The organism is Butyrivibrio sp. Su6 (assembly GCF_900108105.1).
In the GTDB taxonomy this organism is placed as follows: Bacteria; Bacillota; Clostridia; order Lachnospirales; family Lachnospiraceae; genus Butyrivibrio.
In genome coordinates, this window is sequence record NZ_FNUR01000010.1 from 25,609 (window position 1) to 41,538 (window position 15,930).

The window sequence follows — 15,930 nt, forward strand, 5'->3', positions numbered from 1 at the left end:
CTACGCTTTTATATAGGCAGAGGGTAAGTGTATGGGGTTAATCTTTATAAAAGTCATTGAGATGAGTATGGCGTCTATTCTTCTCATGATAGCAGTGTCACTGATCAGAATACCGCTTAAGAAAGCACCGAAATGGTTCATGGGTGTTTTATGGGCAGTGGTAGCATTAAGATTACTGGTTCCACTTCAGATTCAGTCAGATATTGGCTTTATGCCTGACTTTGGGAAGATTGTTAATTCGGCTTTTTCCAAGGGATCAACTTCAGAAAAGGCGGTGGACACAGAGGTTCTCGGATCTGTTGGAATAATGGCTGATGTCTATGCTGGTGATATTTCTTTTGCAGACACTAAAGATGCTGAACTGGCTTTTGCAGATACTCAGGATACATCAGTGAGAAGTTATATAAATAATAAGTTTTTCGTAGGAATCCTTGTTATATGGCTTATCGGAGTGGCTGCGGTTCTTGGCTATGCAGTGTTTAGCTACGTCAGGATATATCTAAAGACCAGAATATCCATTCGTTTTAGCTCAAGCGAAAGAGTGTTTGTGTGCGATGAAATTGATACACCTTTTATTTTTGGAATGTTTCGTCCGATAGTTTATCTGCCTTCAGGCCTTGACCATAAGACAATTGAAAATGTTCTTGCCCATGAGCTTGTGCATATTAAGAGATATGACCATATCAGGAAGCAATTAGGATATCTGATCGTGGCTATTCACTGGTTCAATCCACTTGTATGGCTGTCATATATTCTTTTTTGCAGAGATATTGAGCTTGCATGTGATGAGATGGTCATCAGCAATATGTCTGCAAGGCAGAAGAAATCCTATGCCAATTCACTTCTTTTATGCAGCACCAGGAAAAGGCTTGTAACAGTATATCCTATTGCATTTGGTGAAGTGGGAGTAGCCACAAGAGTAAGACAGATTCTTAACTATAAAAAGCCATCGTTCTATCTGATTCTGGTTCTTTTCATAGTTACAAGTACTCTTTTAACATGCTCTTTTACCAGGGCGGCTGATAAAGTTGTGATAGGGCCATACACTTTGCAAACTCTGAAAGACAATGCCGATAAAACTGAAAAGAAAACAGATAACAGTTCTGAATCGGTTAAGGTAAAAGAACCTGTTCATAGCGTCATTTTTACAGATGGGGATATTGAGGTCAAAACATCAAGCGATGGACTTGTGAACCTTCCATATACAGATTCAACCAAAAAAGAAATAACTAATCTTCCATATGTAGCAGGAAATGAGACAGTAGTAAAAGCAAAGGAGCATGAAAGCGAACAGACACTTGTAGATGTAAAGAAGACTGAGACTACTGTACATGTAAGTGAAGCAAATGACTCGGTAAGCGTGAATGTCAGCGGTAGTACAGCAAACGTTGAAGTTAAGAACAATAATGAAAACATTCATGTGGAAGCAGATGTTTCAAAGACTCTCGAAACTGTTGATAATACGTTAGGAACTGCAAACACCATAGTTAATGAAACAGTGAAAAATGTTGCACCGGAAGTAGTAACTGAAATAGTAAATGAAGTGACTAATGATGTAGTAGATGAAGCGATAAACGAAGTTGTGAATGATGTAGTAAATGAAGCCGTAAACGAAAATGTAAATGAAGCTGTAGAAGAAGTGTTAGATGAATCAGGAGATGTTGAAGAAGTCATTAATACTGCATTTAGTACAATTGACAGTATTAGTAGCTTGTTTGGAAGATAACAGGAGGCTATTATGTCTGAAAAAAGAAAAATGGCTGTCTGTGCAGCAGCCAGAGAGATAGGTATATCAGAAGGTGATATGTTAAATGTATACGTAACATATCAGACTGGCTTATATGAAGTTACATTTGCAACAGAGTGGATGACATACGATATGTTTATAGATGAAAATACCATGGAAGTATTAGGAATTGATTACAGACCAATTCCAATCAATTCACTGCTTGCCCAGCTCCCTGAAGCGGTGCAGGATGTGTCTTAATATTATTGCTCTCTCTTAAATAAGAAATAAACCATAGAGGCTGCCATAGATAGTGATACGCTCAATCACTTATGGCAGCCTCAAATCTTTATACGTATTCTTATTGCATTATCTGATCACAGTTATAGATATATTTTCAAGGTCTGCTTCTGAGAATTCAGCTCCATCTGCAGGAGTAGCAGAAAATCCAAAGGAAACGCTTGATGAGGGAGCAATGCTTCCGTTGTGACCGGCGTTTTCGATAACATAGTGGTTACCTTCGTGGCTTACGATAGTTGCATTCCAGATGTTTGTGATCTCATCTGCAAAGTCAAATTCCAGTGTCCATCCATCAAGAGATGAATCAGAGTTGTTTTCAATCTTTATTTCTCCATTGTATCCATAGCTCCATGCCTGTTTGGACAAAGATACGTTGACATTTTCAAGATCAACAGATTCTTCTTTTGATACAAGTGTTGATTCATTTATTGAAAGGTCTTCTTCTGAATTCTTTGTGGCAATAAGTCCAAAGGTGTAGCTTTCACCTGCAGCAAGATCTGTTTTCCATGATGGATGAGAAATCACGTAGCTGCCATTTTCAGAAGAAACAACTTCTGCGTTCCAAATCTGATCGATATTTCCGTCAAAATCAAAAGCTATTTTCCAGTTCTTTGCAGTAACGTCGGAGAGGTTTGTGACTGTTACATTGAGCTGAACCTGATCATTCCAGCCTGTTACAACTTCAGAGCTTACTTCAATATTTGCCTTAGGAGCTTCAATCTCAGAAAAGCTTGCCAGGAAGTTTACTTCTTCGGCTGTAAGGTCTGAAAGAGAAATAGTATCACCTGGTTGATACAGGTTTTCTGTTCCCTCCAGTACCCAACCATCAAAGTTATAGCCTTCCTTCACAGGAACTTCTGATGAAACAGTGATGCAGGAACTGTTTTCTATTGTATAAATGTTCTCATCAACCGGAACATTTGTCACATCGTCGTCTGCAAGATAGCTTACCTTGTAGTTATTAAGGGCGTAGTGGCAGAAGAGATGAGTTCCATTTGTGTGAGCAGCACTTGTTGAAAGATTACTTGTTCCAGCAGAACCTGTGTAGTGGATATAAACTGAATATGCAGTCTCGCCTGTTGCCTTTACTGTATAAGGTTTTAGGAAGAAATAGTCGATGCCTGTATAGTTTGAATAACCCTTTTTGTAATCTGCCCTTTCAAGATGGTATCCTGGAAAAACAGGAGCAAGATCAGTGACATATGTCACTTCATCACTTTGGATGTCAAAAGAAACGTTGCTTGAACTTCCAAGACTGGCTGCCTGCGATGTTAAGGTTGTGTTACATACAAGATCTGTTAAGGTGAAAGATTTGGTAACAACTTCTGTATCTTCTTCTGCATAAGAAATGAAAGATGCAGAGCTTACAGATGATGCCACACTTAAGAAGCCTGCCATAGAATAGGCAAGAATTCTTGTAACAAAACTTTTTTTCATTGAAATACCCCCAAAATATTATATTTTTATAACACTAATTCTATGAAAATTCGCCTAAGCATATCAATTCAGATATGATGCTTTTATATGCAAAAACAACCAGAAAATTGTTAATAAAATAAATAGGGTGTACAATATAGCGTAGATGCAGCATATATATTCAGGGGGACAATATGGAAAACGGCGGGGAGAAAACCAGTAATAGTTTTATGCTCAAAATCTGCGCTTTCATAGTTGATAAGCGCAATCTTTTCTTTCTTATTTATGCGATTCTGTGTATTTTCGCAGTTGTATCAAGAGGATGGGTTGGGGTAGAAAACCAACTGTCAGAATATTTGCCGGGAACGTCTGAGACAAGGCTTGGACTTGATCTGATGGCAGAGCAGTTTACCACATATGGCTCGACTAAAGTCATGGTTGCCAATGTTTCTTATGATCAGGCACTTATGATTCAAAAAGACCTTGAGGACATGGATGGTGTATTTTCAGCAGAGCTCGATGATACTGACAAACACTATAATAATGGCTCAGCTCTTTTTAATATAACCTTTGATTATGATGAAAAAGATGAAAAGTGCCTTGAACTTCTTGATGAGGTAAAAAATTACTTTACTAAATATGATTACTATCTTTCAACTACTCTTGGAGATACTCAGTCTGAGCTTATTGCAAAAGAGATGGATGTAATCTCAGTGATCGTTGTCTTTGTAGTGGTTGGAGTATTACTTCTTACGTCTCAGGCATATGCAGAGGTTCCGATACTTCTCCTTACCTTTGGAAGTGCTGCTTTGGTGCAGATGGGAACAAACTTCCTTCTTGGGACAATTTCTTTCGTGTCCAATTCTGTGACTATAGTTCTGCAGCTGGCTTTGTCTGTAGACTATGCTGTTATTTTCCTTAACAGATATAAAGAGGAACATGCTGAGCTTCCTTCAAGAGAAGCATGTATAATCGCCCTTTCCAAGTCTATTCCTGAGATATCAGGAAGTTCACTGACTACGATCGGCGGTCTTATTGCCATGCTGTTTATGCAGTTTGGAATAGGAAAAGATATGGGAATCGTTCTTATAAAGGCTATTATCTTAAGCCTTTTGTCTGTATTCCTTCTTATGCCGGGAATTATCATGGTATTTTCGGGTCTTATGGAAAAGACAAAGCACAAGAATTTCATTCCACAGATTCCATTTGTCGGTAAGTTTGCCTATGCCACAAGGTATGTAATAGCACCGGCTTTTGTAGTTGTGATCATAATCGCCAACAGAATCTCTTCAGGAACACCTTATGTATATGGCTATACAAAGATCACGCCGCCGCTTATCAACGAAGTTCAGGCAGCCCAGAACATGCAGGATGATAACTTCAGGTCAGACAATATGGTAGCTCTGGTATTTCCGTCAGGAGATTACGATACAGAAAAGCAGCTGATCGAAGATCTGTTGGATGATGAGAATGTTTCATCTATAACAGGCCTTGCCAACACTGAGGCCTTAAATGGATACACGCTTACTGAAAAGCTCACACCAAGACAGTTTTCAGAGCTTTTAAATATCGATTATGAGATAGCAGAACTCATATACACGGCCTATGCGGTTAATGATGAGGACTACGCCAAGGTTGTCAATGGTCTTGCCAATTATAAGGTTCCCCTTATTGACATGTTTATGTTTGTTTACAGGGAAGTAGAAGAAGGCTATGTGACATTGAGCGACGAGCTGATGGAAAAACTTGAAAATGCCAACAGGATGATGGAGTTCGCAAAAAAGCAGCTTCAGGGAGAAGACTACTCAAGAATACTTGTTTATCTGAATCTTCCACAGGAATCTGATGAGACCTTTGCTTTTCTTGATAAAATGCATACCTACGCTGAAAAATATTACGACGAGGATAAGATATATGTTGTTGGTGAGTCTGTCAGCCAGTATGACCTAAAGAAGTGCTTTTCAAGGGACAATATGGTCACTAGTGTCATATCAATACTTGCGGTTTTGGTGGTGCTTCTTTTCACCTTCAAATCAGCAGGTATGCCTGTTCTCCTTATTGCAGTTATTCAGGGGTGTATCTGGATCAACTTCTCAGTACCTGCCATAGAGCATGACAATTTGTTCTTCCTTGGATACCTGATCGTTAGTTCTATCCAGATGGGTGCCAACATCGACTACGCTATCGTTATCGCAGGCAGATACACAGAGCTCAGACAGACCATGGGTAAAAGAGATGCCATTATCGATACAATGAATCTTTCATTCCCTACTATCATTACATCAGGTACCATGCTTGCTGTTGCGGGAACCCTTATTGGTAAGATGACATCAGACTGCGCAATCTATGGAATTGGTAAGTGTCTTGGACGAGGAACAATTATCTCTATTCTTATTACAATGTTTGTGCTTCCGCAGATACTTCTTGTGGGAGATAAGGTAATTGAGCTTACAGCCTTTGTCATGAATGTTCCTCTTTCCACCAAACAAAGATCAGGAACTATGAGGATTGATGGTGCAATAAGAGGTCATATAGACGGTAATGTCACAGGTGTCATCCACGCGGTTGTCAAAGGCAATGTAAGTGCCTTTATAGAAAACGGAGATGTGACCATGATGGACGAAGAGCCATATGATACAAGTGCTAAGGAAAGCGATTTCTATTATTCAGAAGGGGAGGAAAACTAATATGAAAAAGAGATTATGTGCACTCCTTCTTGGAATAACTATTGCTTTTGCTATGCCGCTTTCAGCACTTGCAACAGAAGGAGAAATTGTTAAGACAGGTACCCAGGAAAGAGCTATTGAGAATGAAGTAGATGTAGATGAGGACATCAAGGAAGATATAGAGGCTGAAATATCAGAGGAAATAGAGGAGATAAGTATAAACTCTGTTGAAGATTTCCTGCAGTTTGCCGAGAACTGTAAACTTGATACCTGGTCTGTGAATAAAAGAGTTTCCTTAAATGCAGATATTTCACTTTTGGGAACAAACTTTGAAGGTGTTCCGACTTTTGCTGGAGAATTTCTGGGAAATGGCCATACAATAAGTGATTTTACGATTGGAAAAGACATCTCTCATGTGGGACTTTTTGTAACCCTTCAAAAAACAGGAAGCATAAGTGATCTTAAGGTCAAAGCTTCAATTCTGCCAAGCGGTGAAAATATCATAATTGGAGGAATTGTATCAGATAACAGCGGACTTATTAAGAATTGTGATTTTGAGGGCGTCATAACGGCCAATGACTATATAGGAGCAATTGCCGGAATCAACCAGCTGTCAGGCGATATCAAAGGGTGCACTTCAAAGGGATTTATCCATGGTGTTCACTATGTGGGTGGTATTGCCGGTGAGAACATGGGCAATATTTATGGCTGCACCAATGAGGCGTTGGTAAATACAACCAACGAAGACACTCAGATCACAATAGATTCAATGAGCACCCTCAACAAAGTGATATCACTTGTAAAGAATATTAACAACACTGCAGAGGATGCCAACGCAGATGTTACTGCATCTGACATTGGAGGAATTGCAGGTCTTTCTATAGGTATAATTGGAAGAAGTATCAATATTGGCGATGTGGGATATGAACATGTTGGTTACAATGTGGGAGGAATTGCAGGAAGACAGTCAGGGTATTTATATTACTGCACCAATAACGGCGATATACTTGGAAGAAAAGACGTGGGCGGAATTGTCGGACAGGCAGAGCCTTATGTCACTGTTGATTTAAGTTCTGATATCGCATACCAGCTCTCCGAAGCTATAGGAAAGCTCCATGATATAGTCACTGTGACTTTAAATGATACCAGGAATCAGTCCAATACTATATCTAACAGATTATCTGCAATTCAGCAGTTCACAGATGGAGCCATAAAAGACGTAAAGTATATTGCCCAGGGAACCATCGACTTTGCAAATGGTGTGTCAGGAGCAGCTACTGAAGCTTTTTCAAGGGTCGATTATGTTCTTGATGAATCCTCCAAGAAAGATGGCGCGCTTGATCAGGCAACCTATGCAGCAGAAGATCTTCACAGTTCTGCCGGGAGCCTTAAGGATACGGTAAAAGACTTGGATCTTGAACTGTACATGGATGATAACCAAAAAGAGCAGTATAACAATGCTTTGGATGTACTTGAAGGACTTTCAAGTCAATATGAATCGCTGTATGAGGCGAAATATTATGAGGAATACAATGAATATGTAAAAATCCACAGATCAGATGAAACAGAGGATCTTGTATATGTTTCAAGTGATGGTACGGAGCTTGAAAAAGATGCGAGAGACGGTACATGGAAGCACAGTACAGATGGCGCATTATTCCCGGTAAGCGATAGTGCAGATCCAAGGTATGAAGCGGATCAGGCTCTCAACCAGGCTGCTATGGAAGATGCTGCAGGGGAGGCAGACAGATATGCAAGGAGAAATTATCAGAGTCCTGTAACGGGAGAAAAAGGCGAGGATGCCTATATCGATGATCTTACGACCTCCAGTGCAACGGTTGCTGCCATAGCAGCTGATGCAACTTCGAAGATGACTGATGCCACAAGGGAAGATGCAGTTAAGGCCGTGAACTCTTTTGAACAGGCTACAGACCATCTAAAGGAGGCCGGTTTTGATACTAAGGCTATAATAAGTAATATAGCCGGAAGGGATAGTATAGCTCTTCCTCAGTTTAGCAGTGAATACAGAGCACGAACAACATCCTTTGTTGATAATATGCAGGGGATGAATGATAACTTTGGTCTTCTTAATTCGGAGATGAATAATGCTACAGGAGTTATAGTAGATGACCTGCAGGAAATGAACGACCAGTTCAATACTATTATGCTTTTGTTCTCCGATGCGGTTGATGGAGTGCTGGAGGCTGATTATACATCAAATTATGAAGATATTTCTTTTGACGAAGCTGAGAATTGTACTGATGCAACCATAGACTGGTGCATAAACTATGGTTCTGTAGAAGGTGATATCGATACTGCAGGTATTGCCGGAACTATGGCGATTGAGTACGATTTCGACAAGGAAAGCGATGCGACAGGCATCAAAGATTCCAGACTTAACAGCTCGTATCTGACAAAGTGCGTTCTGCGAAATAACAAGAACTATAGCGATGTAACAGGTGAAAAGAACTATGTTGGTGGAATCTGCGGACTTCAGGAGATGGGTACAGTTCTTAAATGCACCAATCTTGGGAATCTAAAGTCTAATTCAGGTCAGTATACAGGCGGAGTATGCGGCAGTTCTTTGTCCTACGTGGTCAGTTCAAATTCCATGGGAATTCTGTCAGGGGAGTCCTACGTTGGCGGAATAACCGGTGAGGGGCAGAATGTTAGCGATTGTCTGGCTTTGGTAAAAATAGAGGACGCTGAGAGCTTTTATGGTGCGGTTTCCGGTCATGTGGGCGACGATGGAGTTGTGAGGAACAACACGTTTATCAGCGATGACCTTGCTGGAATAGACAGGACAAGCCAGTCGCTAAAGGCGGAACCTGTTAGCTATAATGCGGCTGATCTGCCATATGATTTTAAAAATCTTACTATCTCTTTTATCCTTGAGGATGAAAATATAGATGGCGGTAAAAAGCTGGTGAAAAAAGTCAGCAAGCGCTTTGGCGAGAGCATGAGTCTTAATGACTATCCTGAGATAGAGCCAAAAGAAGGCTATTATGTTTCATGGGACCAGGACTGCATAGACAGCATAAAGACTGATGAAATTGTTACAGCATCTTATGTGAAGTACAGGACAACGATCTCTGAGGATACATCAGGTGATGAAGACGGCTTTTATCAGGCAGAAGTTTTAGTGGATGGACAATTCAAAGAAAATGATACGCTGACTGTAACTCACACCTTGTACTACGATGATAACAATTTTGAAAAGGTTGCCAATATAAAAGATCTGGTAAAGTATGAGACTATTGCTGTTGAGATTCCTGATGATGGGGCAAATATCCATGATGTAAGGATCAAACCTCTTGTAGATCTTGCAAAGAGCTTTAAAGATTATGATGTATATCTGGTTAAGGGTGAGGAGCAAACGCTTCTTGAGAAAAAGGGAAAACTGGGCAATTACAATATCTACGAGATAGAAGGCAATAGTATTACCCTTGATATAAAGTTCAATGGCGCCGAAAAAACGGTATATCTGGTTGTACTTGGAATTGTCGGAATCTTAGTTGGAATACTCCTGATAATTGTGCTGATAATAGTATTTGTAGTAAGACATGGCGGAAAGCTTCCGGGAATACTTAATAAGATCGGAGTCAAGATTTCTCAGAAAATAGAAAATAAAGAACAGATATTCTATGATGACAGCAATGAAAAAATCAATAAAGAGGACGAAAAAATAAACAAAAATGATTAAAATATAAACAATCAATAAAAGGGTTGCACAATCCCCAAGCAGTTTCTATAATTATAGATAGCTTGGGGGTTTGTTGCAATGGAGGATTAAACGGGGCTAACTAAAAAAAGAATTACTGGGGTATAAAATTATGAAGGAATTACTTAATGAAATCCTTATGGAAGACAAAACTTTAATTCACTTCCCTTTTGGCAATGGATTTTTTGATATATATAAATCTGTTGTCCTTTCGTGGGTGATTATAGGTTTTGTCTTTATTTTTATTCTGATCATGACAAGTAATCTTAAAGTGCATAATATTTCCAAGAGGCAGGCGGCAGTTGAGGCCTTTGTTCTTTGGATAAGAGGTGCAGTTAAGGGAATGCTTGGCGAAGAAGGAGAGAGGTACGTAGATTATATTGCGACAGTGCTTATCTTTATTGCATGCTCCAATATGGTCGGACTTTTTGGCCTTACACCTCCCACTATGGATCTTACAGTGACCATAGCTTTGTCGGTTATGAGCATTGTGCTTGTAGAGGCAGCAGGTCTTCGCAAGAAAGGTCCCAAGAAGTGGCTTAAAGGATTTGCGGAGCCTATGCCGGTAATAACACCGATGAATGTTTTAGAGCTCCTTATCAGGCCGCTTTCTCTGTGTATGCGACTTTTTGGTAACATCTTGGGTGCTACAGTAATCATGGAACTTATCAAGTTCGTAGTACCGGTTATCTTCCCGGCACTACTTAGCTTGTACTTCGATATATTCGATGGATGTATACAGGCTTATGTTTTTGCATTTTTGACATCACTCTATATTAAAGAAGCAGTGGAATAATATTTACACAAAAAGGAGGAATTATAATGAGTTTAACAGCGATTGGAGCAGGCATTGCCGCATTTACAGGAATTGGAGCAGGTCTTGGTATCGGTCTTGCTACCTCAAAGGCAACGGATGCTGTTGCCCGTCAGCCTGAAGCAGATGGCAAGATCATGAAACTTTTACTTCTCGGTTGCGCTCTTGCAGAGGCAACAGCTATTTATGGTTTCGTAGTAGCTATCATGATCATTCTTTTCTCATAAGAGAAGATAATTCTAGACGTGTAAAGGGGATACAAAGTGTTAACAACCAGTATTGTAAACATAGCATGTACTATATTTAATCTTCTCATTCTGTATTTCTTGTTCAGGAAATTTCTTTTTGGGAGAGTGGACAAGGTTCTGATGCAGAGAAGAGAAGAAGTGGATACTGCCACCAAAGCTGCTGATGAGGCCACAAAGTCTGCTATTGCCACCAAGAGAGAGTATGAAAAGAAAATCGAGATGGCTGATGAAGAAAAAGAGCAGATTCTTGCAGACATCAAGAAGCAGGGCTATGACGAGTATGAAAAGATCGTAAGTGAAGCCAAGAAAAAAGGTGAGCAGATCATAGTTGAAGCGAGACACAACGCAGAAGTTGAGAACGAGCGTGCAAAAGAAGCTTATGCAGCTCAGCTCACTGATATGGTTGTGGATGCCGCTTCTAAAATTGCTGCGACAAAACACAGCAAAGAAGATGATATGGAACTGTATGAGAAATTTATAAGTGAAGCTGGAGCAAATAATGAGTGAAACTTTAAAAGCAAAACTGCGCTATGCAAGTACTCCTCCAAGTTCAGAGCAGATTGAAAAGATCAAGAAAATTCTTGAAAAGAAGTTCGATGACGCAGTAATCGAAGTTGAGACAATAGAGGATCCTTCTATAGGAGGCGGCTTTGTTGTATCCTGCAAGAACTTTGAATACGACTGGTCTGATGCCGGCAGAGCAAAGCAGCTCCGCGCAGAACTTAATAACCTTAGCAAGAAAACTGAAGAACACGATACAGGCAGGATCATATCCATGCTTGGAAATAAGGTCGTGGACTTTAAGCTTCAGGTCGAGGACAGGGAAGTAGGAACAGTTACCTGGGTTGGTGATGGCATCGCCAATGTAGATGGTATTGAGCATGCATTTTATGGCGAAATCATTGAGTTTGAAGATGGTACAAGAGGAATGGCACAGGATATCAGAAGTGACCATATCGGTTGTATCCTCTTTGGTAACGACACAGGAATAAGACAGGGTACAAGAGCTGTCAGAACCTACAAGGAAGCCGGAATACCTGTTGGTGAGGCTTTTATTGGAAGAGTTGTTGATGCACTTGGATCTCCTGTTGATGGACTTGGTGAAATAAAAGAAACCGAGTACAGACCTGTGGAGCAGCCTGCACCTGGTATTGTTGAGAGACAGTCAGTAAACGAGCCCATGGAAACAGGTATTTTGTCTATAGATACCATGTTCCCGATAGGAAGAGGACAGAGAGAGCTGATCATCGGCGACAGACAGACCGGTAAAACTTCTATAGCTCTTGATGCGATCATAAACCAGAAGGGCAAAGATGTAATTTGTATATATGTGGCTATAGGTCAGAAGGCATCTACTGTTGCCAAACTTGTTCAGACCCTTAAAAAGACAGGGGCAATGGACTATACAATAGTAGTGAGTTCAACAGCTTCTGATATGGCACCACTTCAGTATATCGCTCCTTATTCAGGAACGGCTATGGCAGAGTTCTTTTTACATGATGGAAAGGATGTACTGATCGTATATGATGATCTTTCCAAGCATGCGGTAGCATACAGAGCACTTTCTCTTCTTCTTGAGAGATCACCCGGAAGAGAAGCTTATCCTGGAGATGTATTCTACTTGCATTCAAGACTTTTGGAGAGATCATGTAAGCTTTCATCAGAACTTGGTGGCGGTTCTATCACAGCACTTCCAATAATTGAGACACTTGGAGGCGACGTTTCTGCCTATATTCCTACCAATGTTATCTCAATTACTGATGGACAGATATTCCTTGAAAGCGATCTTTTCTTTGAGGGTATGAGACCTGCTGTAAATGTAGGACTTTCTGTTTCCCGTGTAGGTAGTGCTGCTCAGACTAAGGCAATGAAGAAATCTGCCGGAAGTATAAGAGTGGACCTTGCACAGTACAGGGAAATGGCTGTGTTCACACAGTTTAGTTCAGACCTTGATGAAACTACCAAGAATCAGCTACGTCATGGAAGCGTTCTTATGGAACTCTTAAAACAGCCTCTTGAGCATCCTCTTAAGATGCATGAGCAGGTTATCATCCTTGTGGCAGCCAATGCCGGAAGGCTTGATATGGTACCTGTTAAGCAGGTAAGGGACTATAAAGAAAAACTCCTTAACTATTTCAATACTGAGCAGGGTGATATCTGTGAAGAACTTGAAAAGAGCGGAGAACTTTCGGACCAGCTTAAAAAGAGAATTCTTGATAGTGTTGATGCGTTTAATGATGTTGAAAACAAACAGCTTAAGGAAGAAATAGAGATAGCTCATGGCAACAATTAAGGAAATAAGGGACCGAATTGATTCGGTAAATGATACCCGGAAAATTACAAATGCTATGTACCTGATCTCGTCGACCAAGCTTCGAAAAGCAAAAAAGATGCTTGAAGATACAGAACCATTCTTTTTTGCTACGAGGGCAATGATCTCCAGAGTAGTAAGGCATCTCCCGGAGGGAGTTGAAAATATCTTTCTGGAGACCTGGCAGGATATCCCTGAAAAAGAAAGAAGAAGGGGATATATCATTTTTACAGATGACAAGGGACTTGCCGGTGCCTATAACCACAATGTTCTGAAGCTTGCCGAAGAGCATATTCTGACTGATGGTGACAAATGGAAGCTCTTTGTTATTGGTGAAGTTGGAAGGTTCCATTTTGCATCCAAGAATATGAATATAGAGGAATCCTTTATGTTCACTTCCCAGAATCCTACTCTTCACAGAGCCAGAAAGATTGCGGCAGAGATCCTTGATTACTATTATGAGAGAAAGCTTGATGAGATCTATGTGGTCTACACTACCGTTCAGGGCAATGTATGTGAGACCAGATTTGAGAAATTGCTTCCTCTTGATATCATTACAGATATCAGAAAGCAGCCGCTCCCACCGGGAGTAATGCGGGAAGAATTCCTAATGGATCCAAGTCCGTCGGCAATTTTGGACAATATTGTTCCAAATTATATTACCGGATTTATATATGGAGCGCTTGTTGAAGCCTTTTGTTCAGTTCAAAGCGCCAGAATGATGGCTATGGATTCAGCAAATAAGAATGCTGAGAAGATGATAAGTAATCTCAAACGCACCTATAACAGACAAAGGCAGGCACTGATAACTCAGGAAATAACAGAGGTTGTCAGTGGCGCCAAGGCTCTTAAACAGAGCAAAGAAGCAAAGAAAAAAAGGAGCAAATCTTGAAAAACGGTAAGATTTTGCAGGTCATGGGGCCTGTAGTGGATGTAAAATTTGAAGACAGTGATCTTCCATATATCAGTGATGCTCTCGAGGTTTATGTAGAAGACAAAAAACGTGTCATGGAGGTTTCACAGCACATAGGAGAGGATACAGTCCGTTGTATCATGCTTTCTCCTAGTGAGGGACTATGTAAGGATATGCCTGTATACTGTACAGGTGGTCCAATAAGTGTTCCTGTTGGAGATAAGGTCCTTGGACGACTTTTCAATGTACTTGGAGAGACAATCGATCACAAGGAAGAGCTTGAAACTCCTGAAAAATGGCAGATTCACAGAGATCCGCCAAAGCTTGTTGATCAGAGTCCGGTAGTAGAGATTCTTGAGACGGGAATAAAAGTTATTGATCTTCTTGCGCCATATGCTAAGGGCGGAAAGATAGGTCTGTTTGGTGGAGCCGGTGTAGGAAAGACCGTTCTTATTCAGGAACTTATCCAGAATATCGCTACAGAGCACGGTGGATATTCCATTTTCACCGGAGTTGGAGAGCGTTCTAGAGAGGGTAATGATCTTTGGTCAGAAATGAGTGAGTCTGGCGTTATTGAAAAGACTGCCCTTGTGTTTGGACAGATGAATGAGCCGCCGGGAGCTCGTATGAGAGTAGCTGAGACTGGACTTACAATGGCTGAGTATTTCAGAGATGTAGGTCATCAGGACGTGCTTTTATTCATTGATAATATTTTTAGATTTGTTCAGGCAGGATCTGAGGTTTCTTCACTACTTGGAAGAATGCCTTCAGCGGTAGGTTATCAGCCAACTCTTGCTACTGATCTGGGTTCTCTTCAGGAGAGGATCACATCAACAAGATTTGGTTCTGTTACATCTGTTCAGGCTGTATATGTTCCTGCAGATGACCTTACAGACCCGGCACCTGCAACAACATTCGCACATTTGGATGCCACAACAGTTCTTTCTCGTAAGATTGTTGAACAGGGTATCTATCCGGCTGTTGATCCTCTTGAATCTTCAAGCCGTATCCTTGAAGAAGATATTGTAGGAAGAGAGCATTACGAAACGGCTCTCAGAGTGCAGGAAATACTTCAGAAGTACAAAGAGCTTCAGGATATTATCGCTATCCTCGGAATGGAAGAGCTTAGTGATGAGGATAAGATTACAGTTTACAGAGCACGTAAGATACAGAGATTCCTTTCACAGCCATTCCATGTGGCAGAGCAGTTTACAGGATTAAAGGGTAAGTTTGTGCCTTTGGCAGAGACAATAAAGGGATTTAGAGCTATTATAGAAGGCGATATGGATAAGTATCCGGAAGCAGCATTCTTTAATGTTGGATCTATTGATGAAGTTGTTGAAAAAGCAAAACAGATCGAGGCATGAGTATGAGTGAGGAAAGGGTAGCTACCTTTGGCCTTCAGGTCATTTCCGTAAACGGAATATTTTATGATGATAAGGCAGAAGAGATCATTCTTCCTTGTGATGATGGGGAGCTTGCGGTTTTGGCAGGCCATGAGGAGATGATCCTTGCTCTTTCTGACGGTATAATCAAGATAAAAAAGCCGGGTGGCGAATGGACCGTTGGAGTAGTAAGCCTTGGCTCTGTTCAGGTTGCCAATAACAGATGCATTGTCATTGTAAATACTGTTGAAAGACCTGAGGATATTGATAAGAGAAGAGCGCAGGAAGCTTACGAATATGCTAAGGAGCACCTGCTGCAGAAACAGTCGATCAAGGAATTTAAGAAGTCTCAGGCAGGACTTGCAAGAGCCCTTACAAGATTGTCAGCTGTTTCTAAGTATAAAGATTAATTTAAATGGGGAGTAGGAAG

12 protein-coding genes are annotated in these 15,930 nt (G+C 40.6%); 11 read left to right on the plus strand and 1 reads right to left on the minus strand.

Translation table 11 applies throughout. From position 1 onward, the window contains the following. Positions 1 to 31: 31 nt before the first annotated feature. Both C4S54_RS11200 and C4S54_RS11205 read left to right on the plus strand, forming a co-directional pair. Positions 32 to 1,726: a M56 family metallopeptidase gene (locus C4S54_RS11200; protein WP_103869615.1), complete on the plus strand. Its 1,695-nt coding sequence runs from the start codon at positions 32 to 34 to the stop codon at positions 1,724 to 1,726. Between the two features lie 12 nt (positions 1,727 to 1,738). After that, a complete protein-coding gene (locus C4S54_RS11205) occupies positions 1,739 to 1,987 on the plus strand; it encodes a hypothetical protein (RefSeq protein ID WP_103869616.1) in 249 nt (82 codons plus the stop codon). A 108-nt stretch (positions 1,988 to 2,095) separates the two neighbouring features. On the opposite strand, the gene C4S54_RS11210 is transcribed toward C4S54_RS11205, so the two are convergent. Beyond that, a complete protein-coding gene (locus C4S54_RS11210) occupies positions 2,096 to 3,463 on the minus strand; it encodes a cellulose binding domain-containing protein (protein WP_103869617.1) in 1,368 nt (455 codons plus the stop codon). A 173-nt stretch (positions 3,464 to 3,636) separates the two neighbouring features. Between C4S54_RS11210 and C4S54_RS11215 the strand changes: the two genes are divergently transcribed. From C4S54_RS11215 to atpC, 9 genes are all read left to right on the plus strand, one after another. Continuing rightward, entirely contained in the window at positions 3,637 to 6,129 is a 2,493-nt protein-coding gene (locus C4S54_RS11215; RefSeq protein ID WP_103869618.1) for an efflux RND transporter permease subunit, read from the plus strand. 1 nt (position 6,130) lies between these two features. Continuing rightward, the gene (locus C4S54_RS11220) at positions 6,131 to 9,811 is read left to right on the plus strand and encodes a hypothetical protein (RefSeq protein ID WP_103869619.1); all 3,681 of its coding nucleotides are present in this window, start codon (positions 6,131 to 6,133) and stop codon (positions 9,809 to 9,811) included. A 130-nt stretch (positions 9,812 to 9,941) separates the two neighbouring features. Beyond that, positions 9,942 to 10,625 (plus strand): F0F1 ATP synthase subunit A, encoded by a 684-nt coding sequence (locus tag C4S54_RS11225; RefSeq protein WP_022776186.1) that lies wholly within the window; start codon positions 9,942 to 9,944, stop codon positions 10,623 to 10,625. A gap of 26 nt (positions 10,626 to 10,651) precedes the next feature. Continuing rightward, positions 10,652 to 10,870: an ATP synthase F0 subunit C gene (gene atpE / locus C4S54_RS11230; protein WP_022776188.1), complete on the plus strand. Its 219-nt coding sequence runs from the start codon at positions 10,652 to 10,654 to the stop codon at positions 10,868 to 10,870. Between the two features lie 36 nt (positions 10,871 to 10,906). Beyond that, on the plus strand, positions 10,907 to 11,398 hold the full coding sequence (locus C4S54_RS11235) for an ATP synthase F0 subunit B (RefSeq protein ID WP_103869620.1): 492 nt from the start codon (positions 10,907 to 10,909) through the stop codon (positions 11,396 to 11,398). Next, a complete protein-coding gene (gene atpA, locus C4S54_RS11240) occupies positions 11,391 to 13,184 on the plus strand; it encodes a F0F1 ATP synthase subunit alpha (RefSeq protein WP_242973796.1) in 1,794 nt (597 codons plus the stop codon). The genes C4S54_RS11235 and atpA overlap by 8 nt, the downstream gene beginning before the upstream one ends. Further along, entirely contained in the window at positions 13,171 to 14,094 is a 924-nt protein-coding gene (gene atpG / locus C4S54_RS11245) for an ATP synthase F1 subunit gamma (RefSeq protein WP_103869622.1), read from the plus strand. Before atpA ends, atpG begins: the two co-directional genes overlap by 14 nt. Then, positions 14,091 to 15,482, plus strand: a complete 1,392-nt coding sequence (atpD, locus tag C4S54_RS11250) for a F0F1 ATP synthase subunit beta (RefSeq protein WP_103869623.1) — start codon at positions 14,091 to 14,093, stop codon at positions 15,480 to 15,482. Before atpG ends, atpD begins: the two co-directional genes overlap by 4 nt. Positions 15,483 to 15,484: 2 nt before the next feature. After that, positions 15,485 to 15,910 (plus strand): ATP synthase F1 subunit epsilon, encoded by a 426-nt coding sequence (gene atpC / locus C4S54_RS11255; protein ID WP_022776194.1) that lies wholly within the window; start codon positions 15,485 to 15,487, stop codon positions 15,908 to 15,910. Positions 15,911 to 15,930: the final 20 nt, after the last annotated feature.